The sequence below is a fragment of the Pedobacter sp. AW31-3R genome (assembly GCF_052180285.1).
Taxonomy (GTDB): Bacteria; Bacteroidota; Bacteroidia; order Sphingobacteriales; family Sphingobacteriaceae; genus Pedobacter.
This window is the reverse complement of record NZ_CP197475.1, coordinates 201,531-223,995: the sequence shown is the minus strand read 5'-3', so window position 1 is coordinate 223,995 and position 22,465 is coordinate 201,531. Positions and strand designations below refer to the sequence as shown.

At 38.3% G+C, this 22,465-nt stretch carries 18 protein-coding genes; 9 read left to right on the top strand and 9 right to left on the bottom strand.

All coding sequences use genetic code 11. From position 1 onward, the window contains the following. Positions 1-1,398 carry a class II fumarate hydratase gene (gene fumC / locus ACSBL2_RS00930; protein ID WP_442589799.1) on the bottom strand — a complete coding sequence of 466 codons (1,398 nt, stop codon included), beginning with the start codon at positions 1,396-1,398 and terminating at the stop codon, positions 1-3. A 218-nt stretch (positions 1,399-1,616) separates the two neighbouring features. On the opposite strand from fumC, the gene ACSBL2_RS00925 reads away from it, so the two are divergent. Then, positions 1,617-2,825: a serine hydrolase domain-containing protein gene (locus ACSBL2_RS00925; RefSeq protein ID WP_442589798.1), complete on the top strand. Its 1,209-nt coding sequence runs from the start codon at positions 1,617-1,619 to the stop codon at positions 2,823-2,825. A 24-nt stretch (positions 2,826-2,849) separates the two neighbouring features. Here ACSBL2_RS00925 and recG read toward each other — a convergent pair whose 3' ends face one another. The 5 genes from recG to ACSBL2_RS00900 form a co-directional block, all read right to left on the bottom strand. After that, entirely contained in the window at positions 2,850-4,955 is a 2,106-nt protein-coding gene (recG, locus tag ACSBL2_RS00920) for an ATP-dependent DNA helicase RecG (RefSeq protein ID WP_442589797.1), read from the bottom strand. Positions 4,956-4,959: 4 nt separating this feature from the next. After that, positions 4,960-5,874, bottom strand: coding sequence for an EamA family transporter (locus tag ACSBL2_RS00915; protein ID WP_442589796.1), 915 nt, complete (start codon positions 5,872-5,874; stop codon positions 4,960-4,962). Then, positions 5,874-6,254 carry a RidA family protein gene (locus tag ACSBL2_RS00910; protein ID WP_442589795.1) on the bottom strand — a complete coding sequence of 127 codons (381 nt, stop codon included), beginning with the start codon at positions 6,252-6,254 and terminating at the stop codon, positions 5,874-5,876. Before ACSBL2_RS00910 ends, ACSBL2_RS00915 begins: the two co-directional genes overlap by 1 nt. A gap of 69 nt (positions 6,255-6,323) precedes the next feature. Next, entirely contained in the window at positions 6,324-6,455 is a 132-nt protein-coding gene (locus tag ACSBL2_RS00905; RefSeq protein ID WP_442589794.1) for a DUF6728 family protein, read from the bottom strand. 118 nt (positions 6,456-6,573) lie between these two features. Further along, positions 6,574-7,908 carry an OmpA family protein gene (locus ACSBL2_RS00900; protein ID WP_442589793.1) on the bottom strand — a complete coding sequence of 445 codons (1,335 nt, stop codon included), beginning with the start codon at positions 7,906-7,908 and terminating at the stop codon, positions 6,574-6,576. A 637-nt stretch (positions 7,909-8,545) separates the two neighbouring features. On the opposite strand from ACSBL2_RS00900, the gene ACSBL2_RS00895 reads away from it, so the two are divergent. From ACSBL2_RS00895 to ACSBL2_RS00870, 6 genes are all read left to right on the top strand, one after another. Further along, positions 8,546-9,199: a glycosyltransferase family 32 protein gene (locus ACSBL2_RS00895; RefSeq protein WP_442589792.1), complete on the top strand. Its 654-nt coding sequence runs from the start codon at positions 8,546-8,548 to the stop codon at positions 9,197-9,199. A gap of 44 nt (positions 9,200-9,243) precedes the next feature. Beyond that, positions 9,244-10,119: a glycosyltransferase family 2 protein gene (locus ACSBL2_RS00890; RefSeq protein WP_442589791.1), complete on the top strand. Its 876-nt coding sequence runs from the start codon at positions 9,244-9,246 to the stop codon at positions 10,117-10,119. Between the two features lie 202 nt (positions 10,120-10,321). After that, positions 10,322-11,119 carry a glycosyltransferase family 2 protein gene (locus ACSBL2_RS00885; protein ID WP_442589790.1) on the top strand — a complete coding sequence of 266 codons (798 nt, stop codon included), beginning with the start codon at positions 10,322-10,324 and terminating at the stop codon, positions 11,117-11,119. Positions 11,120-11,170: 51 nt separating this feature from the next. Then, positions 11,171-12,997, top strand: coding sequence for an ABC transporter ATP-binding protein (locus tag ACSBL2_RS00880; protein ID WP_442589789.1), 1,827 nt, complete (start codon positions 11,171-11,173; stop codon positions 12,995-12,997). 6 nt (positions 12,998-13,003) lie between these two features. After that, positions 13,004-14,101: a glycosyltransferase WbsX family protein gene (locus ACSBL2_RS00875; protein WP_442589788.1), complete on the top strand. Its 1,098-nt coding sequence runs from the start codon at positions 13,004-13,006 to the stop codon at positions 14,099-14,101. Then, a complete protein-coding gene (locus ACSBL2_RS00870; protein WP_442589787.1) occupies positions 14,101-15,030 on the top strand; it encodes a glycosyltransferase in 930 nt (309 codons plus the stop codon). Before ACSBL2_RS00875 ends, ACSBL2_RS00870 begins: the two co-directional genes overlap by 1 nt. Here ACSBL2_RS00870 and ACSBL2_RS00865 read toward each other — a convergent pair. Together ACSBL2_RS00865 and ACSBL2_RS00860 are read right to left on the bottom strand one after the other, a co-directional pair. Beyond that, positions 15,017-15,919, bottom strand: coding sequence for a glycosyltransferase (locus ACSBL2_RS00865; RefSeq protein WP_442589786.1), 903 nt, complete (start codon positions 15,917-15,919; stop codon positions 15,017-15,019). The two genes, ACSBL2_RS00870 and ACSBL2_RS00865, sit on opposite strands and share 14 nt — an antisense overlap. A 193-nt stretch (positions 15,920-16,112) precedes the next feature. Further along, positions 16,113-17,225, bottom strand: coding sequence for a glycosyltransferase family 4 protein (locus ACSBL2_RS00860; protein ID WP_442589785.1), 1,113 nt, complete (start codon positions 17,223-17,225; stop codon positions 16,113-16,115). A gap of 155 nt (positions 17,226-17,380) precedes the next feature. Here ACSBL2_RS00860 and ACSBL2_RS00855 point away from each other — a divergent pair, with 155 nt between their 5' ends. Further along, entirely contained in the window at positions 17,381-18,238 is an 858-nt protein-coding gene (locus tag ACSBL2_RS00855; protein ID WP_442589784.1) for an alpha-1,2-fucosyltransferase, read from the top strand. Beyond that, on the top strand, positions 18,226-19,242 hold the full coding sequence (locus ACSBL2_RS00850) for a glycosyltransferase family 2 protein (RefSeq protein WP_442592262.1): 1,017 nt from the start codon (positions 18,226-18,228) through the stop codon (positions 19,240-19,242). Before ACSBL2_RS00855 ends, ACSBL2_RS00850 begins: the two co-directional genes overlap by 13 nt. A 76-nt stretch (positions 19,243-19,318) precedes the next feature. Here ACSBL2_RS00850 and infB read toward each other — a convergent pair whose 3' ends face one another. Further along, positions 19,319-22,402: a translation initiation factor IF-2 gene (gene infB / locus ACSBL2_RS00845; protein ID WP_442589783.1), complete on the bottom strand. Its 3,084-nt coding sequence runs from the start codon at positions 22,400-22,402 to the stop codon at positions 19,319-19,321. Positions 22,403-22,465: the final 63 nt, after the last annotated feature.

Below are 22,465 nucleotides of genomic sequence, written 5' to 3'. Positions count from 1 at the left end.
TTATTTTAAGCTACCCACCATATCTCCCGGTTTCACCCACTCATCAAACTGTTCACTGGTTAATAATCCAAGTTCTACTGCAGCCTCACGGAGTGTTTTATTTTCCTTATGTGCTTTTTTTGCAATCTTGGCTGCATTCTCATAACCAATATGCGGATTAAGGGCCGTAACCAGCATCAATGAATTTTCCAGGTGTTTTTTAATTTCCGGCAGGTTAGGCAGGATACCTACTGCGCAGTTGTCATTAAATGATACACATGCATCTCCCAGCAATCTGCCCGACTGCAGCACATTTGCCGCAATAACAGGTTTAAAAACATTCAGTTCAAAATGCCCGTTACTGCCACCAATACCCACGGTAACATCATTCCCCATCACCTGTGCGCACACCATTGTCAGTGCTTCCGGTTGTGTAGGATTTACTTTTCCAGGCATAATCGAAGAACCCGGTTCATTGTCAGGGATAATAATTTCACCGATCCCGGAACGGGGACCAGAACTTAACATCCTTACATCATTTGCGATTTTCATCAATGCTACAGCAGTACGTTTATAGGCACCTGATAATTCAACCATCGCGTCATGTGCTGCCAATGCTTCAAATTTATTTGGAGCAGTAACAAATGGTAAACCGGTAAGGGCAGCGATCTTCTGTGCCACAAGAACATCATAACCTTTTGGCGTATTCAGACCCGTACCTACTGCCGTACCACCCAAAGCCAATTCGGTAATCATCACCAAAGCATTGTGAATTGCCCTGATGCTATTGGTCAGCTGTTGCGCATAACCAGAAAACTCCTGACCCAGTGTTAAAGGAGTCGCATCCATGAAATGGGTTCTACCGGTTTTTACGATATCCGCAAACTCAACCGCTTTCGCCCTTAAGGTCTTCTCCAGTTTTTCTAATCCCGGAAGGGTAATATCAACTGCCTGTTTATACGCAGCAATGTGCATCGCTGTAGGATAAGTATCATTTGAAGATTGTGATTTATTCACATCATCATTGGGATGAAGGATTTTCTTCTCATCTGAAAGATCGCCCCCATTTAAAACATGTGCACGGTAAGCAATAACTTCATTTGCATTCATATTGCTTTGTGTTCCTGAACCTGTTTGCCAGATCACCAGTGGAAACTGATCGTCAAGTTGCCCTGCGATGACCTCATCACAGGCTTTAGCAATCCATTCTGCCTTATCAGCAGCAAGTACACCTAATTCATTATTGGCCAGCGCCGCTGCCTTTTTCAAATATCCGAAAGCATGGATAATCTCTTTTGGCATGGAAGCTTCAGGTCCTATTTTAAAATTATTTCTTGAACGTTCAGTTTGTGCCCCCCAATATTTATCGGCAGGTACCTGCACTTCGCCCATGGTGTCGTGTTCGGTTCTAAAATTCATTTTCTTACAATTTATTATTTCTTATGTTGTCTAACGTTTATTGAACTTTCTTAATATCTCATTCCGCTTAAAAGCATTCATCCTAAATATTATGCATCAAAAATAAGCTTTTATATGATAGACGAATGTGACGTTTTTGATAATGTTTAAAACTCTTTTTCGTTTAAAGGGTTATATTTGTTTAATTTTCAAGCTTTAAAAAAGAATCATCTATATTCATGACCTATCGTACATTTCTACCTGTGGCTCTCCTGGCCACTTTTCTGTTTAATGCCTGTTCCAATGCTGAAAATAAAGTACCTGATCCAAAAATCCGGACGATAAATGACGATAAAACCGACAGTCTTCTGTTGGTTTACAATCCTGCCAAGGGAGACAAATGGATCGCAGATTTTGTACAGAACCTGCATAAAAAATCAGGGTTTAACGGAAATATGCTGGTGGCAAAAGATGGTAAAATATTGTATGAGAAGGCCATCGGATGGGCAGATTACCTCCACCGTGACAGCCTCAAAATCAATTCTGAATTTGAATTGGCTTCAGTAACGAAAACATTTACCGGTGTAGCCATCATGCAGCTGGTAGAAAAGGGTAAGATTAAACTTACTGATGATGTAAAGAAATATTATCCGAACTTTCCATATGATGGTATTACTGTGAAGCTCCTGCTGACACACCGCAGTGGCATGATGAATTATGTATATTTCACTGATGGGATATGGAAGGACAAGAAAAAACCAATGAGTAACCAGGATGTCATGAACCTTATAGCGGAACATAAACCAAACAGGTACGCTGCTCCGGATACCCGGTTCCACTATAACAATTCCAATTTTATGGTGCTCGCTGCAATTATTGAAAAGGCAACAGGAAAAACCTATGCAGAATATATGATGGAAAATGTGTTTAAGCCTGCAGGCATGAAACATACCCATGTGTATTCCACGACAGTATATCCTAAAATACCGGTAGATGTGGTTGGACATGACCGTACCTGGAGATATTCTGTGGTACAGAACTTTTTAGACGGGCCGGTAGGTGACAAGGGGATATACAGTACCATACATGATCTTGTCCTATATGACAATGCACTGAAAAAAGGTAGACTACTTAAAAAAGCGAGCCTGGACTCTGCTTATACCGGACATAACAAGGCGGTAAATGGCCACTTTAACTATGGGTATGGCTGGAGAATGTTTGATGGTGATAATGGCAGAAAAGTGGTCTATCATACGGGTTGGTGGCATGGTTTCCGTCACATTTATGTGCGTGACCTGAATAAGAACATTGTGATCATCTTTCTGGGCAACCTGACCAATGGCAGCTTGCTTCACCTCGACGACTTATATAAACACCTTGGGGTTCCGGTCATCAGAAAAGGAGCCTATACAGGCAGTGGCTCCATGCCGGGAAGTGATGAAGATTAACTCTCTTCCTCAGGAACAAGACCGTTAAGAGATTTTATCGAGGGCTATTCCGCTGCTTTTTTTATCTACGAAACGTTTTAACAAAGCATTCTGAGGTAAGGAAAGCAGTGGATCCTCGAGAAATACTTCAATAACAGTATTCCGGGCTTCGTGCAAAATCTGCTGATCTTTGACCAGGTCCGCCAGCTTAAGATCCAGCACCCCACTTTGCTGTGTGCCAGACAGGTCGCCGGGACCACGTAACTCCAGGTCTATTTCGGAAATCTCAAAACCATTATTGGTTTTTACCATCGTGTCCAGACGCAAACGCCCTTCTTTGCTGAGCTTATTGCCTGACATCAGGATACAATAGGATTGTTCAGCCCCCCTGCCTACCCTTCCGCGTAACTGATGTAACTGGGACAGTCCGAACCGTTCCGCATTTTCAATGATCATCACAGAAGCATTGGGCACATTCACCCCTACCTCAATCACTGTGGTTGCTACCATAATCTGAGTCTCCCCTTTGATAAAACGCTGCATTTCAAACTGTTTATCCACATTACGCATTTTTCCATGCACAATACTGATCTGGAATTCAGGTAGCGGGAACTGATAGCGCATTTGTTCTATACCGGCTTCCAAATGCAGCAAATCAAGTTTCTCACTTTCCTTAATTAGCGGATAGACTACATATACCTGCCTGCCTTTGGCAATTTCCGTTTTCATAAATCCGAACATCCTCATCCGCTGTCCTTCAAACAAGTGTTTCGTTTCAATCGGTTTCCGGCCTACAGGGAGCTCATCGATCATAGAAACATCCAGATCACCATAGAGGGTCATTGCGAGTGTCCTGGGGATCGGCGTAGCGGTCATGACAAGAATATGAGGGGGTATGCTGTTTTTACGCCATAACTTCGCCCGCTGTTCCACTCCAAAGCGGTGCTGCTCGTCGATCACCACCAGCCCAAGGTTCTTAAAGACGACCTTATCCTCGATCAGGGCATGCGTACCGACCAGAATGTCAATCTCTCCATTCTCCAGTTGTTCATGTAAGACTGTACGTTGTTTCTTGGTACTGTTACCAGTAAGAATGGCTACTTTAACCAGCTTATCACCTAACAGCGATGCAATAGAATGATAGTGCTGCCTGGCCAGGATTTCTGTAGGCGCCATCATACAGGCCTGGTAACCATTATCGTTTGCCAGCAACATACTCATTAAAGCTACAACAGTTTTTCCGCTTCCCACATCTCCCTGAACCAGACGATTCATCTGCACGCCTCTTTGCGTATCCAGCCTGATCTCCTTAATCACACGTTTTTGTGCTCCTGTTAGATCAAAAGGTAATATTTCTTTATAAAAAGTATTCAGCTTCTCTCCCACCACGCTGAAAAGATGCCCTTTAAACTTCATCTCGCGGAACTGTTTACTACTCAACAGTTGCAGCTGAATAAAGAATAGCTCTTCAAATTTAAGCCTGCGCTGTGCATGTTGTAAGGCTGTGTTATCCTTTGGAAAATGGATATTCAGCAAAGCTTCACGACGGTTGACAAGCTTATATTTTTCAAGGATGTAGAAAGGAATCGTTTCTTTAACCTCATGGAGGCAATTTTCGATCACCAGCGCCTGAAGTTTCTGAATTCCTTTACTGTCCAGCATAAATTTCTTTAGCTTTTCGGTAGAATTGTAAACAGGCTGAAGGGTCATATTTCCGGTTATCGTAGCCGGCCGGGGATAATTTTCCAATTCAGGGTGGGAAATACTGAATGAGCCGTTGAAAACGGCCGGTTTTCCGAAAGCAATGTATACTTTACCACGCATTACATTTTCATCCACCCATTTTAAACTCTGGAACCACACCAGTTCAATGCTCCCTGTCTCATCGGTAAGGCGGGCAACAATTCTTTTCTTATGCTTTTCACCAATACTTTCTTTGCCGGTAATACGGCCAAGAATCTGTACATAAGGCAGGTCGGGATGCAATTCACTGATTTTATAAAACCGGGTCCTGTCAATGTAGCGGAAGGGGTAATAATTCAATAAATGTGCATACGTATAGATACCCAGTTCCTTTTGCAGAATCTCGGCACGCTTAGGGCCTACGCCCTTGAGAAACTCAATCGTTGTATCTAAATCAGAAGCAAACAAAATATCAGTTGTTAATTTTATCCTTTGGTGTAAAGATATCCTTTATCACATTCCAGTTGAATAAAAAAACAGAAAATAATAACAATAGGTAGGCATAGAGCTGGTATAAAGAAATCACTTCCCCGAAGTAAAGCACAGCAACGACAAATGCAATAATAGGATTGATGTAAATCATAACACCCAATGTAGAGGAGGGTAAGCCGATGAGCGCGTAGAGATTTAAGAACAGGGGTACAAGGGTAAACATGATGGCTATAATAACGATATTCAACCAGAAAAATCCGCTTTGCGGCAGGCCATTATACTGTTGAAAAAAGAAAGGCAACATTATCAATACCGAAAGTGCAATCTGTGTGGCGAGTATATTCAATTTATCCAGTCCCTGCATCTTTCTTTGTATCAGCAGGTATCCTGCATAGAATACAGCGATAAACGCGGACCACAATACTTCTACCAAAGATCCTGTGGCCAGAAATACAATGCTGATCAGTGCCACCAAAAGTGAAATGAGTTTTATCCTTGACAGTTGTTCCTTAAGGATCATGAATCCGCCAAAGGCGGTGAGCAACGGACAGACCATATAGGCAAAGGCCGCAGAGGTCAGACTGACGTTATTGATTGCATAAATAAAGGTAAACCAATTCAGGGTTAAAAAGACAGTAGATACAGCAATCTGAATGAATAGGGTATTTTTTTGAGCTTTGCTTATGGTACGAAGATAAGCCAGATCAGCTTTCAACTGTTTCCTTCTGAAAAGAAGTATAGTCAGCCATATAAAAACAAGGGAAGTAAAAACACGGTAATACAGAATTTCCTGAGCCGGGAAAGCTTTTATGTTACGTAAAGGAAGCGCAAAGAAACCCCAGATAGTAAATGAGACAATACCTGCCAGGAAATACCGTATGTTTGATTTTGCCATTATGCTTTATAGGCAGTCACCGAGATTTCAACATTTACTCCTTTGGGAAGACCTTTTACCGCTACAGTCTCACGTGCCGGAAAATCAGATTCAAAATAAGAACCATATACTTCATTTACTTCAGCAAATAAACTCATATCAGACAAAAATATAGTTGTTTTCAGGATATGTGAAAATTCATAGCCAGCTTCTAATAATACAGCATGAAGGTTGCGCATGACTTGTTCTGTTTCGTCTTTTATAGATGCGATACTAAGTTCTCCAGTAACAGGATTAATTGGAATCTGTCCCGAGACGAATAGAAATCCGTTAGCGGCTACCGCCTGACTGTAAGGGCCTATAGGAGCCGGGGCACTAGTGGTATTGATGATTGTTTTCATGGGAATATATTGTTTTTGATGATAATCAACGCTCGGGCAGAGAGTTGGAATGAGAAAGTAATACTATAATTAAATCAGTTGAAGGAGTTTTAAGGTGATCCCAATAAGAAAAACTGATATGGCGATTACATTAATCACATGCATGATTTTGATATCAATACTTTTCGGTCTGTCCGGATCTTTTTTTCTGAAGAAGTACATATGAACAAATGTATAAAATTATACAAATAGCACTTCATAATCCTGAATTAAAAAACAACATCATAAAAAAAGGGTTCCGATATCGGAACCCTTTTTTTATGATGTTGTTTAAGAAATATTAGTTTCTTGAAGTTTCAACACGACGGTTTTGGATACGACCTTCTTCAGTATCGTTAGAAGCGATTGGATTAGCTTCTCCATAACCTTTTGTAGCCACTTGACTAGCATTAACACCAGAGTTAACCAGGTAAGTTTTTACAGAATTTGCTCTATCTTTAGATAGTTTCAAGTTGTATGCAGCAGTACCTTCGCTTGAAGCGTAACCTTTAACAGACACTTTACCACCTTCTTCACGTAATGTAGAAGATAATTTATCTAAAGTAGGATAAGATTCAGTTTTTAAAACTGAAGAGTTGAATTCAAATTGGATAGTTTCGAAACCAGTTACATTACCAGTACCAGTAGTTGTAGTTACTGGAAGAGGACATCCTGAACCATCAACTGCAGTACCTGCTGGAGTTCCAGGGCATTTGTCAAATTGATCAGAAACACCATCACCATCGCTATCTTTTTTCAAATCTTCGATTGATTTCTCAACGTTAGAAACACGGTTTTTAAGTGCTTCAACTTCCTGACGCAATGAAGGATCTTTCAATTCATCATACATTAAAGCTAATGGGTTAACCCAGTTTAAATCTGGTTTAGATTTAGAACCTAAGGAGAATTCTAATCCAGCATATCCGTAAGAGAATTTATCTTTAGTATTTCCTTTAGCCACAACACCGTCAAAATTATCAGAATCAATGAAGTGCATGGTATAACCTAAGTTAAAAGCAACACGGTCAGAAACTTTAAATTTCACACCTGCTCCAACTGGGATATAAGCTTCTTTAACATAAGTTTTATCACCGTTATCACCAGCTTTATCTTTCCAGTCAAATTCAACACCAGTTGCAGAAGTAGTTTTTGGAGCATAAGCAACTAAACCGTAACCAGCAGTAACGAAGAAGTTAACAGAGTTCTCACGACGTAAGAAATCTACAGTAGCAACGTTAACAACACCTCTAATATCTGCTGCATAACCAATTTCGGTTTCGAAACTGCTGTAACCGAATTGAGATCCGTTAGCCGCATCTTTGTTAGTTCCAGAAACTTTTCCACGGAAAATATTTCCTTCTAATCCGAATGCATGTCCTAATTGTTTTTTCAATGAAATACCGTAACCTAAGTTAACATCAGCATTTGTGAAATCATTAGATCCACCGATTGCAAGGAATGGAGACATAACACCACCATTAACCCCAATAGTCCAGGTTCTGTACTGGCTTCTTCCACCAAATACTTTGGCTGAAGATGAAGTTGCTGTAGAATCCTGTGCAGATGCAAGAGATGTAACTCCCAATGCTGCAACAAAAGAAACTGCTAGCCCCTTCTTTAAAGTAGAATAATTCATAATTTTTTTCTTTTTAAAGGTTAAACAAATTTAAATTGTATAATTTTTTTGTGTAGCAAAATTAAACAAAATTTTAATTCTCACAACAGTTATACAAACACCGTTCCAAATTTAACAAATTTTAAGGATTCGATAAGTTTGACTTTTTTTAGCAGAAGAGTCAAACCTTTCCTCCCGGTAAAGAGCTCAGTGCCCTGTCTTTCATAAGACACTACTTTTATTTAAGAAGCCCCTAAAAAACAACCAATTAGCTAAAAAAATGACTTTTTACAGGGTATATAATACAATTATTAAAGGTATTCTGTATAAAAAACATGTTATATTTCATGTGTCATTTTCCATACAAATACAACTCATCTGTTTACGATAACACTCTTATTCTGCATATACAATCCAATAAGTCCTTTTTTCAAGACAGATAAAGTCTAAAAATAGCTCATTCCGGCATCAACTCACCTGAAATCCATGAGGCTTCGAAAAATTTCTACTCTGCTCAAAAGGCGTGTTTGTTTTTTACGCTCCTGTTATTACTATGCTGGAAATATCGCTAACTTGCATCCCTGTCAATCTTTAGCAAAAGAGTTAAGCTTTGTTAAAATATCAGACATAGCCCCGGAGGGCTTTAATCAAAAATTTCATGTCCATACCCAAAATTATACATCAGACATTTAAAACATCAGGTCTTCCTTTGATCACACGCTGGCATATTTCGAAGTTCAGGAAAAGAAATCCTGAATATGCCTATGAATTTTATGACGATGAAAGAATTGAGCAGTTTATTGCTGATGAATACAATGAAGAAATTCTTCAGCTCTATAGAAAAATAAACATTGGTGCTGCAAAAGCCGATTTTTTCAGGTACCTGATTCTCTTCAAAAAAGGGGGGATCTATCTTGATATTGATAGTAGTATTAGTGGCAAACTAAAAGATTTTATTCAGCCAAATGATAGCGCCATCATTTCCAGTGAAAAAAATCCAGGTGTATTTGTACAATGGGCTTTGATCTTTGAAGCAAATCATCCCTTTTTGAATAGAACAATAGAACTAGTCTGTGAAAATATCAGAAAAAACACCTATCCACACGATGTACATCAGATGACAGGCCCAAGTGTTTACACAAAAGCAATACAGGAATGTCTGAAAAAATCACCCGATATCCCTTACAGAATATTAGGTATAGATTATAATGGTCACCTGAAATTCAAATACCCAATGAGCAAACTGCTGTATCAAAAAGGAGAGCACTGGAAAAAAGCACAGCTTATAAAACCGGTATTAAGAACAGAATAAAACTATCTTTGCTATTTTTATACACATCTTATCTTCAAATCCCTATGAAAGTAGCAGGCTTTACATTTATTAGAAATGCCGTACTGAATGATTATTCTATCGTTGAAGCCATCAACTCTATTCTTCCAATATGCGATGAGTTTATTGTTGCCGTAGGTAAAGGAGACGACCATACCAGAACACTGATTGAAGAAATCAATTCTGCAAAAATCAGGATCATTGATACGGTATGGGACGAAAATCTCAGGGAAGGCGGTATAGTTTTCGCGAAAGAAACAGACAAGGCATTTCATGCTATTTCTAAAGATGTGGACTGGGCTTTCTATATACAGGGAGATGAATGTGTCCATGAAGAAGACCTCCCCCTGATTGTGAAGGAAATGGAGGAAAACTTGCAGGATCCGAAGGTAGAAGGCCTATTGTTTAACTATAACCACTTTTATGGGTCTTATGACTATATTGCAGAATCCAGGAGATGGTACCGACGTGAAATCCGGATCCTGAGAAGAAATGTAGATATCCATTCTTATAGAGATGCCCAAGGATTCAGACTAAATGGCAGGAAAATAAACGTGAGATTGATTGATGCCTATATCAATCATTACGGATGGGTTAAACCACCACATGGATTGCTGAAGAAAAAACAAAATTTTAATCTTTTTTATGATCCGGAAGCAAAGGTTGAAGTGATTCCTGACACTGCTGATTTTGACTATGGCAATGCAGACCTTCTTAAACATTTCACAGGTACACATCCTGCAGTAATGATTGAACGCATCAACAGGGCAAACTGGAAGTTCAGCTTTGATCCTACCAAGGCAAGGAAAAAATTAAGTTTTCGCAGGAAAATATTAGAGACGATTTACAATATGACAGGAATCAGGATAGGAGAATACAAAAACTACAAGATTGTCAAATAATCCTCTATAACCGTAAGCCTTCAGCCGGAAAAGACTTCTCCCCTTCTAATTTTGGCCAGATCTTCTGGTATTGATTTATGAACCGGCAAATACGAATAGACGCAGCAAAACCATATTTTAACGGTATTGCTAAAATTATGAATTTATTAAACAATATAAATAATGTAAATTTGCAGATTAGTTATTCTACATCAATATCTTAATGCAAAATCACTCAATATCAGTTGCTTTATTAATTTCTACCTACAATTGGCCACAGGCACTTGAATTAGTTTTAAATACTGTAGCACAACAAACCAGAATTCCGGATGAAATCGTCATTGCCGATGATGGATCAGGAGAAGAAACCAGACAACTTATCGAACGGTTGAAACAACGGCTGAATCTTTCTATAAAACATATCTGGCATGAAGATAAAGGTTTTAGAAAAAGCCTCATCTTAAATAAAGCAGTAAAGAATATAACCTCTGATTACATCGTTGAAATTGATGGAGACATCCTTATTCACAAAGAATTCATTGCGGACCATTTGAAAGCAGCTCAAATAGGAACCTTTGTTCAGGGAAGCCGTGCCATGATCACGAAAGAAAAAACCAAAGAGATTCTGAAAAATAAGATCACTAAATTTTCTATTTTTTCTTCTGGTCTGTACAGTAGATTCAATGCACTAAGAGTACCATTTCTGTCAGGTATTTTCAAACTCGATCCTTCCAATCCCTACCATATCAAAGGATGTAACCTTGCCTTCTGGAAAAAAGACTATCTAGCGATTAACGGTTATGACAATAACTTTAATGGATGGGGGGGGGAAGATTATGAATTTGGCGCACGTCTATTACATTCAGGAATTAAAAGAAAAAGACTTAAAATGGCTGCTCTCGGTTATCATATATATCATAAAATACATTCCAGAAGTAATACCGGACCTAATGACATTATTTATAAAAAAACGCTCTCACAAAAAATAACATATTCTACAAATGGGTATATGCAGTCCTAATCTGGCTGATTTAAAGATAAAAAAACTATTTTTACATTCTTAATTTTTTAGATGAAAACTTACTTCAGACTGTTATCTTTTGCAAAACCGATAGAAAAATTTGCTATCCCATATGCTATAGCAACAATACTAGCAGTAATTTGTAATACATTCCTTTTTACACTGATAGGCCCTCTTTTAGAAACACTATTCACTCCTAAAGACGGAGCACATGCTGCGACTATGATTGATAAAGCTTCATCATTCGATTTTGTAGGTCATTTTAATGCTTATATCAACCACTCTGTGGATGCACATGGAAAATTATATACACTAAAAATTGTTTGTGTGGTGATTGTTATTTCTGTTGTCCTGGCAAATCTTTTCCGCTATTTTTCACAACGTATCATGGAAGACCTAAGAGTCCATACCCTGTTAAAATTAAGAAAGAGAGTTTTTGATAATATCATGGATCTTCATATCGGATTTTTCAGTAGTGAACGTAAGGGAGATATCATCTCTAAAGTGGCCTCGGATGTTCAGGTTGTCCAGTTTACAGTGACCAATACTCTACAGGTAGTCTTTAAAGAACCTGTTCAATTGTTATTTTATATTGGCGTGCTGCTGTCTATATCTGTAAAACTTACCATATTTTCTTTACTAGTCATCCCTATATCCGGGTTCATTATTAGTAAAATTGTAAAACGACTTAAACAACAGGCAACCCAAGCACATGAATCTTTTGCTAAGATGATTGGGTTTCTCGACGAATCTCTGGGTGGTATAAAAATCATTAAAGCCTTTAATGCTACAGAAAGGATAAAAAAGAAGTTTCATGACGAAAATATTTTCTATTCCAATCTTACCCGAAAGATGACAAGAAGACAACAGCTAGCTTCCCCTGTTTCCCAAACATTGGGTGTTTTAGTGGTAGTATTTATTATTTTATACGGTGGAAATATGATCCTGACCAATCAGGGTTCTCTAACCTCCTCGAAATTCCTTGTTTATATTGCAACCTTCTCTCAAGTAATGCAGCCCATTAAAGCAATCACAGATTCTTTTAGTGGTATCCATTCCGGTATTGCCGCAGGGGTGAGGGTACTTGATTTAATTGATACCAAAAGCACCATGATAAATGCGCCTGATGCTATTGTTTTAAACGACTTTAAAGAATCTATCAGTTTTCAAAATGTAGATTTTGATTATGGTAACAAGCCGATTCTGAAGAATATCAATCTAACTATCAAAAAAGGACAAACAATAGCTCTAGTAGGACCTTCAGGGGGAGGAAAGAGTACCCTGGTAGACCTTATCCCGCGTTTTTATGATCCTATTGGCGGAAGTATTTCCATAGACGGGCATAACCTGAAGGATATTAATTTTGAGAGCCTACGGGTTCTAATGGGTACAGTTAACCAGCAGTCCATCTTGTTTAATGATAGTATAGCGAATAACATTGCCTTTTCTAAACCGGATGCAACAAGGGAGGAGATCATTACAGCCGCAAAAATTGCTAATGCCGACGGATTTATTCTGAATACACAAGATGGTTATGAGACCAACATTGGTGATGGGGGAAACAAATTATCAGGGGGACAAAAACAGCGCATCTGCATAGCAAGGGCAATACTGGCGAATCCACCTATTATGCTCTTAGATGAAGCAACTTCCGCTTTAGATACTGAATCCGAAAAACTGGTACAGGACGCTTTATACAGGCTCATGGAAAGCCGCACTTCCATTGTCATTGCACACCGTTTAAGTACCATACAAAATGCAGATATTATTGCTGTAATTGATAAGGGGGAAGTGATCGAAACTGGTACACATACAGAATTGATGAGAAAAAAAGGACTGTATAACAGGCTGATTGAAATGCAGACTTTTAACGATTAATTACCTATGTCAAATATTAAACCCATCGCTATCTATCTTCCCCAATACCATACTATTCCTGAGAATGATGACTGGTGGCAAAAAGGATTTACTGAGTGGACAAATGTAAAAAAAGCTGTCCCGAGTTTTCCAGGACACTATCAGCCACATATTCCACTACATAAAAATTATTACGATTTAAGCGATAACCGTGTGATGGAGGCTCAGGCAGAAGAAGCCAAGCATTATGGAATTGAAGGATTTTGTTTCTATCATTATTGGTTTAGCGGACACTTGCTACTGGAGAAACCAATCGAAAATATGCTCAGGGAAGGAAAACCTGATATGCCTTTCTGCTTATGCTGGGCAAATGAGAACTGGACCAGAACCTGGGACGGCATGGAAAAAGAGGTATTAATTGAACAGCATTATTCTATTGAAGATGATGAAAAACACATAGACTACCTCCTTCCTTTTTTTAAAGATGAAAGATATATTAAAATAGACAATAAACCCGTATTTCTGATGTATCGATCTGAATTACACCCTGATATTATCAGCGCTACAAATTTATGGCGTGAAAAAGCAAAAAAAGCCGGGTTTGAAGATCTTTACCTGATCAGAGTAGAAAATCATCTTAAAAATATAGATCCCGCACTCCATGGCTTTAATGCGGCCATGGAATTCGCTCCTGATTCAGGTCTGAAAGGAAGAAAAGCAGAAAAAGATAATTATGCGAAGTACCTTCTTAATAAAGTACTGCACAAAATGGGAATTAAAGAGTCTGCTCATCATCATAATTTTATCTATCACTATTCTTCCATGGTAGATAACCTCATCCAAAAGGCTGATAAACCATATAAATATTTCCGTAGTGTATTTCCTTCGTGGGACAACTCTGCCAGAAGAAAAACAAAAGCAACAATGTATCTAGGCGCTAATCCTGATAAATTTTACCATTGGGTGAAATTTATGACGAAATATACGCAGGAACGATTTCCGGAAAATGAACAATTCCTATTTATAAATGCATGGAATGAGTGGGGAGAAGGATGTCATCTGGAACCAGATGAAAAATGGGGATACCAATATCTTGAAGCATTAAAAAAAGGAATAGGAAAATAATGTCAACCTCATTAAGTAGCTATCCACTAGTATCCATTGCAATATGCACTTACAATGGACAAAAATATCTTGTAGAACAACTTGATAGTTTAGTTATGCAGACCTATCCTAATCTAGAAATTCTGGCCGCGGATGATTGTTCTATGGATGGGACATTAAAGATTCTGGAAGAATACTCGATAAAGTATCCTTTTTTTAATTATTACCAGAATGAACATAACCTAGGTTATGTTAAAAACTTTGAGCAGGTAATTCAGCGGTGTAAAGGGGATTATATTGCGTTATGTGATCAAGATGATATATGGGATCCGCATAAAATAATGATTCAGATGAATAACATTGGCGAGCATGCATTGATTTACCACGACTCATCATTTATTGATGAAAATGGCCATACTATCGAAGGTAAGCTTTCTGATATTTACACCTTATATGAGGGTAAGCAACCTTATCCCTTTTTGTTTTTTAACTGCGTATCCGGACATAGTTTACTTTTCAACAAAAAATTAGTACGGGAACTTATCCCTTTTAATGAGAAATATTTCCATGACAGGTGGATTGCCTTGATTGCCTCAGAACGCGGAGGTATAAAATTGATTCGCAAAAACCTTGTGAAATATAGACAGCACATTTCTTCTGAAACTGATCTGTTAAGGCTCAGCAATAAGCCAGAAAATAATTCTAGTCAATTTTTTAATTCTGAAAGCATTTTTTGGATTCAGCAATACAGTAGGCTGTCAATTCAATCCCGTAAATATATCTATCAACTATTGAGTTGTTTTGATGAAAATAACAAAATAATAAGAAAAAAATACTTGTTCTATTTATTGGTCAGCAAACAGAATTCCCTATTTTATACCATAAAAAAATCGGGACTCAGCTCTTTCAACTTTATCAGGAAAATCTGTTTTCTCCCTAGGCATTCCTGAATTTAGATTGAAATATATAATATTTACAAGCATAGTAAAGAGACTTGAAATATAACTTTCTGGTCAAGACACCAGAATCTCTCTGCTGCTTTAAAAAGGAGATAAGCGTAAAAATAGAATAATCCATGATAATCATTCTTTCCAATAACCATTGAAATGCTCTTTTCTCTAGTGTATCACTAATATGTTGATCTGCTTCTTTTAGACTAAGAGGAAGTTTCTTACTCCATTTCGAATGTAATTTCAGCGTATCCTTTAACCAATTACGGTCATAACCACCTTCAGAAAAATGCTCCAATAGAATCTTATAGGTAACAACAGCCTCATAATCTTCTTGGATTGATAAGCTATAATCAATGTCGTAGCAATGAAATCCTTTCAACATCTTTTCATCAAATGGATACTTATTCACAATTTCCTTTAAAGTACAAAACCACATCCCATCTACACAAATTACCTTGGCAAGGTTGACATCATCGGGATTTGCATAACAGTGTACGGATTCTTTTTTTGTCTTCTTGAAGGACTGCAGGTAATTGCAAGAAATGGTATTAAACATATCTTTCCCTGCCCCCCAACCTGAAGGAACAAGACTTTTATAGGCTCCACCAGCAACCCCAATTAATCCGATCTTTCGATTACTCTTAAAAATATCTGCCACTATAATTCCCCAGTCTGCCGTTTTTATTTCCAAATCTTCATGCATGAAACAAATGATTTCATAATTTGCCTTTTTAGCTCCTTTATTATAAACCTCACATATGCCCATTTTCCCATCACTGTTCTCAAAACTTATAACTTCGTAAGGAACACCTATCGTGGTTCTGATATTAGAAATCGTATTCTCAAGTAATACGGAGTTTGCTGAACAAATAACTATTGAAATCATGGCAGTGTATTTAAGACAAAAAATGAGTACTGATATTGCTATTAATTAGTAAAAAGTATTATATGCATTTAAACGACTTAAAACCATCTTTCGCTACACTCTTTTTTTAAATTAAATGGTAATTACTAAATGTTTCCTTGACAATATGCAAGCTGTATTTAATTGACAAGTCTAAATCACTGACTGTCCGGGCTTATAATAGCCCATCTAAGATATTTTCGAACTTGGGTAATTGCCGTTCAACAGTGTACTCCATTGACATCAAGGATAATTGTTCTTTATCAGGTGCAGCCCCATGCTGAATCTTCTTCATCGCCTCAAGAAGTTGCAATAGATTTCTGTTTTCTACAACAAATCCAGCCCCTTCTCTAATAAATTTTCTAGCTATTCCTACATCAAATGAAACCATCGGAATTCCCAGGTTGGCTGCTTCAATCAGTACAAGCGAAAATGATTCTTCCCTAGATAACAGCAACAAGCCGTTGCCAAGGGCGAGATAATTATAGTAATCTTCAGACTGGGCACCAGCAAAAATTAATTTACCAGGATACTTCAACCTACTGGTCTCCTTTACATAATACTCAAGTCCGGTATTCTCCTCATTTCCTATCCAAAGGATTTTTACCGGCTGATCTTTAAAGTACTCTAGAATTGGGATGATGTAATCAAGCCCTTTCATATAGGTTGTCTTAGCCGAAATGACCCATATAAAATCGCCTGATAAAAATCCAAATTTTTCTTTAAACAGATTCACCTTTGCCCAGTCAGGCCTGATCAGATTGACATCAATAAAACTATGCTGCAATCTGATATTCTTATGTCCCATCTCGGAAATCCTTTCACATACTTCCTCTGAGCAACCTATACAAACATCTGAACCAGCGATGAGATTATGCATAGTCTGCTGGTTTATAAAAGTAAAAGCATATAAAAGCTCATGTACATAGGTAACTACCCTCACCCTGTGTTCCTTTGCTAACCAGAACAGATCAGGTACAGAAATTGTGTTTATGAACCACATATCCGCATTAAATCTCTTCTGAATATTATTCAGCTGATACGTTAATGGATCTTTTTTAAATTTTTTAAGAATTCGCAAAAGAAGTTTTTCCGGAAGACTGGTGTCCTTAGCGAACTTCACACTTTTCTGAATATGCTCCGGCAGAGCCTCATATAATTCACCTTTAGTAAAGCAAAATACATGTACTGCATATTTCTTTGGATCCAGGTGTTGTAATAAATAAAACAATACCATTTCTGAACCCGTCCGAGCCAAATTTTGTGTGATAAATAAGATCTTATACATCAAAGTAGAATTGAACTGTTGTGGTCAAAATGACAAAGGTACTTCTTTTGGATTAGAAATTTTATATCTGATACAAATGACTATTTACATAATAAAATATATTGCCATCAAATAAATCTGTTTTATATTTGGCAATTAATGATACTCAGTAGTAAATGAAGATAGTTAGATTTTTAGGGGGTCTAGGAAATCAAATGTTCCAATTTGCATTTTATAAGGCTTTGGAAAACAAGTTTAAAAATGTAAAAGCAGATATTAGCCATTTTGATAATTACAGGCTCCACAATGGTTACGAGCTAGAAAAAATATTCAATATCAGTATACATAAAGCCTCTTCCATCACCATAAAACTTTTCGACCCTTCTGACCGTTCGTGGGCAGTAAGGAAGGTGAGAAGGATATTAGGATTAAAAAATGCCTACAGAGAAGAGAAAAAATGGTTTGAGTACGAAAGCGATATTTTTAATGATCCGGGTAACAGAATTTATTGGGGTTACTGGCAAAATCAAAAATATTTCCAGGACATAACTGAAGATATTAGAAAATGTTTCCAGTTCAAAGAAAACCTGGATGAAAGGAATACAAAATTATTAGAAATGATCAATGGCACTGAAAGTGTATCTATACATATACGCCGCGGGGACTATCTTGGTAATACAGCTTTTGGCGAAATATGCGATAAAAAATACTATCAAAAAGCATCAGATCTGATCTTGGAAAAAGTTAAAAATCCTGTTTTTTTTGTATTTTCAAACGACATCGGTTGGTGTGAGAAAAATTTGGATTTACCCAATATGCATTTCTCTATGAATTCCGGGAATCAGGCTGCAACAGATATGCACTTAATGAGCAAATGTAAGTACAATATAATTGCCAACAGCAGCTTTAGCTGGTGGGCAGCATGGTTAAATATACATCCGGATAAAATAGTAATAGCTCCTGCAAAATGGATTAATGATCCTTCTGTTAAGGCTGATGAAATACAATTAAAAGATTGGATATGTATTCAATAAATGATCCAAAAATATCTGTATGCATGGCTGCATATAATTCTGCGCCTTATATCAAAGAAGCCATCAATAGTGTTCTGAATCAGACATTTACTGATTTTGAGCTCATCATCTTAAATGATGGCTCAACTGATCATACAGCGGAGATAATCAACACCTTCAGCGATAAAAGAATTCGACTTATCCATAATGATTACAATCAGGGTCTGGTATTTACCCGGAATCGTTTACTGGATCTGGCACGTGCAGAATTTATTGCAGTGCTGGACAGTGATGATGTTGCCGATCCTGAACGCCTTGAATTGCAGTATCAATATATGACTGCACATCCGGAAATATCATTATGCGGTGGACACGCGCAAATTATTGATTCAGAGGGAAGGCTTACAGGTGAGAAATTCATTCAGCCTGTGGCTGATGAATATGATTTTTTTATGCTCTTTGGAAGTATGTTTGTCAACTCTGCAAGCATCTTTAAAAAGAGCCATGCTCAACAGGTTGGAGGGTATAGGGATTATGCTCCGGCAGAAGATTTTGATTTATTCATGAGAATAGCAACCATAGGTAGGATTAAGAACTTAGATTCTATACTGGTTAGCTATAGAATACATTCGACAAATACCTCTACGCAAAGAAAAGAAATCCAAAGAAAAAATGAGTTAAGGCTTATAGCCAACATGCAGGCTGATCTTGACCTTGTTCAAACTGAAGAAAATCTGAAATTACATCTTGAACTTTTTAGTCATCAATATAACAGGAATCATTTTGAAGGTTATGGAAGTCTTTTAATAAATCTAAAGTATGCCAACAGAAAATCCAAAAGATATCCGATAAGAGCCTTTGAGGCATTCCTATTCAACAAATGGAATGAGATCATTAATAGCGTTCATACAGGAAAAGCAGCACTTCCATTGCTACTAAGAAAAGGATTGTTTAAATGGTCACTGGTAAGCCTCAAACAATTACGCAGAGCATTTAAACAATCCCTCAAAGCGTATTTCAGATAATTACCCTAATGCTTATTAAAAACAAAACGCCAGTATATTTCTATACTGGCGTTTTTTCCTTATGGGTAAGAGATTTTTATAATTTCCTCTTCACTTCAACCTGTTCATAAGCTTCAACAATGTCGCCTACTTCTATATTATTAAAGTTCTGGATATTCAAACCACATTCGTAACCTCTGCTTACTTCCTTAACGTCATCTTTATAACGTTTCAGTGAAGCCAGTTCACCCGTATAAACAACCACACCGTCTCTGACAATACGGATCTTACTGTTACGTGTAATCGTACCATCCAATACCATACAACCCGCAATGGTACCGACTTTGGTAATTTTGAAAGTATCCCTGATTTCAACATTTGCAGTAATTTTCTCCTGGAATTCAGGAGCAAGCATACCTTCCATTGCTGCTTTGATCTCATTGATCGCATCATAGATGATAGAATACAAACGAATATCGATTTGCTCCGCCTCAGCAAGTTTTCTTGCACCTGAAGATGGACGAACCTGGAAACCAATAATGATCGCATCAGAAGCAGAAGCTAACAATACATCCGATTCAGAGATCTGACCTACTGCTTTACTAATGATATTGATCTGAATCTCTTCAGTAGATAGTTTCAGTAATGAATCCGCAAGGGCTTCAATTGATCCGTCCACATCCCCTTTAACAATCAGGTTCAGTTCTTTAAAGTTACCGATCGCTAAACGACGTCCGATCTCATCCAGTGTAATATGTTTCTGAGTTCTCAAGCCCTGCTCACGCATCAATTGTAAACGCTTGTTCGCAATCTCTCTAGCCTCAGATTCATTCTCTACTGCATTGAATTTATCACCTGCTGTAGGCGCTCCCTGCATCCCCAATACCTGCACCGGTACTGAAGGCCCAGCTTTATCAACTTTCTGTCCACGCTCGTTAAATAAGGCTTTAACGCGACCGCTGTAACTACCAGCTAAAATCGGGTCTCCAACTTTTAATGTTCCTGCCTGTACCAGTACAGTAGTAACGATACCGCGTCCTTTATCTAAAGTCGCTTCAATTACACTACCTGTAGCACGTTTATTAGGATTAGCTGTTAATTCTAACAATTCAGCCTCTAATAATACTTTATCTAATAATAAGTCTACGTTCAATCCACTTTTACCAGAGATCTCCTGTGACTGGAATTTACCACCCCAATCTTCCACAAGAATATTCATGATTGATAATTGCTCACGTATCTTATCTGAGTTTGCACCCGGTTTATCAATTTTTGTGAAGGCAAATACCAGAGGAACACCAGCGGCCTGAGCATGGCTGATTGCTTCCTTAGTCTGTGGCATCACCGCATCATCCGCTGCAACAACGATAATTGCAATATCCGCTACTTTCGCACCACGCGCACGCATCGCTGTAAAGGCTTCGTGACCTGGCGTATCCAGGAACGTAACTTTTTTACCGGTAGCCGTAGTTACCATGTAAGCACCAATGTGTTGCGTGATCCCACCTGCCTCACCAGCTACCACGTTCGCTTTCCTGATGTAATCAAGTAAGGAAGTTTTACCGTGATCGACGTGTCCCATAATGGTTACCACAGGTGCCCTTGATACCAAATCTTCAGGAGCGTCTTCTTCTTCAATGATACTGTCGCCTTCATCATCCGGTTTTACGAATTGTATCTCGTAACCAAATTCATCTGCAACGATCGTTAATGTCTCTGCATCCAAACGCTGGTTGATAGAGACAAACATCCCCAAGCTCATACAGGTACCAATAATTTTTGTCACTGGTACATCCATCATACTGGCCAGTTCATTTGCCGTAACAAATTCCGTAACCTTTAATACTTTGGATTGTAATTCCTGCTCCATTGCTGCTTCTTCAGCAGACAAGGCCACATCATCACGTTTTCCGCGACGAAGTTTTGCACGCTGTGCAAATTTACCAGATTTACCAGCCCCACTTAAACGTGCAAGCGTAGCCTTGATCTGATCCTGTATTTCTTTTTCCGTAGGCTCTTCTTTAGGTCCGCCAGTAGATCCTGGTTTATTGTTCCTGAAATTAGGCCTATTGGCTGTATTATTTGTATTGTTCCTGAAATCAGGCCTGTTCGTAAACGTGGGTGCTCCGGCAGGTCTTGCAGGAGTAGCCACATTACCACCTTGTCCTTGCTGACCAGCGGGGGCATTGTTATGATTACCACCACCAGAAGGCTGGTGCTGACCAGGTGCACCACCAGGAGTTTTTTTACGTTTGCGCTTTCTCTTTGCGTCATTGCTGTCAGCCGATGATGCTACGGGCGATGATTTACGCTCAGGTGTTGTCGGCAAAACTATTTTACCAATAATGTTTGGTCCGGAAAGTTTCACCGAGCGGGCCTTGATTACTTCTACTTCATCAGGCTTATCATTTTTTGGTGCAACTGTATCTTTAACCGGCTCTGCTTTAACAACGGGTGATTCCACAGGTTTAGGTTTTTCTTCTATTTTAACTTCTTCCACAGGCTTAGCAACCTCAGCTTTAACCTCTACAGGTTTAACCTCAACCGGTTTTTCTACTATAGGCTGCTCAACAGGTTTTACTTCTTCCTGAACAGCTTTAGGTGCTTCCTGCACCACTACCGGAGGGACAACTACCGGAGCAGCCGGAGTTACCGGAGCTTCAGCTTTAACCTCTTCAGGAACTGGTATCTCTTCTTTTTTAACAGGGCGGTTTTTCGAGTTTAAATCATCAAGATTTATCTTACCCACAATTTTAACACCTTTTAATGTTCCCTCATCAACCTTCTCAGGCTCCTTTTCTGCTGTAGCCTCTTTTACCGGCTCAGACACTTCTTCCTTCTGTTTCTCAACTGGAGGAGGAGTATAGGAATGAAGGTTCTTGATTAAGATTCCTTCGTTTTCAAATTCCACATTTTTTCTGGGTGCATCTGCAACTTTATCAGTTACTTCAGGCTCATCACGACGAATTTTACCAATAACAATCTGATTGGCTTCTTCCTTTACGATTTTATCTCCCTGAAACTCCTTCAATAATGCATTATACATATCTCTGGAGAGTTTAGTAGTGGGTTTATTCTCAACAGAAAAGCCTTTCTTTTCCAAAAACTCAACGGCCGTAGCTATCCCTACGTTAAGTTCCTTAACTGCTTTGAATAAAATTATTGGTTTGTCGTCTGACATTGATCTCCTATTTTTTCTTAATTCTTATACAAAAGTAACGTTTATTCTTGTTTTTTCCTCCCT

Bases quoted from the DNA above. Each gene is read 5' to 3' on its own strand.
- fumC (WP_442589799.1), bottom strand. From the start codon at position 1,398: ATGAATTTTAGAACCGAACACGACACCATGGGCGAAGTGCAGGTACCT.
- ACSBL2_RS00925 (WP_442589798.1), top strand. From the start codon at position 1,617: ATGACCTATCGTACATTTCTACCTGTGGCTCTCCTGGCCACTTTTCTG.
- ACSBL2_RS00915 (WP_442589796.1), bottom strand. From the start codon at position 5,874: ATGGCAAAATCAAACATACGGTATTTCCTGGCAGGTATTGTCTCATTT.
- ACSBL2_RS00910 (WP_442589795.1), bottom strand. From the start codon at position 6,254: ATGAAAACAATCATCAATACCACTAGTGCCCCGGCTCCTATAGGCCCT.
- ACSBL2_RS00905 (WP_442589794.1), bottom strand. From the start codon at position 6,455: ATGTACTTCTTCAGAAAAAAAGATCCGGACAGACCGAAAAGTATTGAT.
- ACSBL2_RS00900 (WP_442589793.1), bottom strand. From the start codon at position 7,908: ATGAATTATTCTACTTTAAAGAAGGGGCTAGCAGTTTCTTTTGTTGCA.
- ACSBL2_RS00895 (WP_442589792.1), top strand. From the start codon at position 8,546: ATGTCCATACCCAAAATTATACATCAGACATTTAAAACATCAGGTCTT.
- ACSBL2_RS00890 (WP_442589791.1), top strand. From the start codon at position 9,244: ATGAAAGTAGCAGGCTTTACATTTATTAGAAATGCCGTACTGAATGAT.
- ACSBL2_RS00885 (WP_442589790.1), top strand. From the start codon at position 10,322: ATGCAAAATCACTCAATATCAGTTGCTTTATTAATTTCTACCTACAAT.
- ACSBL2_RS00880 (WP_442589789.1), top strand. From the start codon at position 11,171: ATGAAAACTTACTTCAGACTGTTATCTTTTGCAAAACCGATAGAAAAA.
- ACSBL2_RS00875 (WP_442589788.1), top strand. From the start codon at position 13,004: ATGTCAAATATTAAACCCATCGCTATCTATCTTCCCCAATACCATACT.
- ACSBL2_RS00870 (WP_442589787.1), top strand. From the start codon at position 14,101: ATGTCAACCTCATTAAGTAGCTATCCACTAGTATCCATTGCAATATGC.
- ACSBL2_RS00865 (WP_442589786.1), bottom strand. From the start codon at position 15,919: ATGATTTCAATAGTTATTTGTTCAGCAAACTCCGTATTACTTGAGAAT.
- ACSBL2_RS00860 (WP_442589785.1), bottom strand. From the start codon at position 17,225: ATGTATAAGATCTTATTTATCACACAAAATTTGGCTCGGACGGGTTCA.
- ACSBL2_RS00855 (WP_442589784.1), top strand. From the start codon at position 17,381: ATGAAGATAGTTAGATTTTTAGGGGGTCTAGGAAATCAAATGTTCCAA.
- ACSBL2_RS00850 (WP_442592262.1), top strand. From the start codon at position 18,226: ATGTATTCAATAAATGATCCAAAAATATCTGTATGCATGGCTGCATAT.
- infB (WP_442589783.1), bottom strand. From the start codon at position 22,402: ATGTCAGACGACAAACCAATAATTTTATTCAAAGCAGTTAAGGAACTT.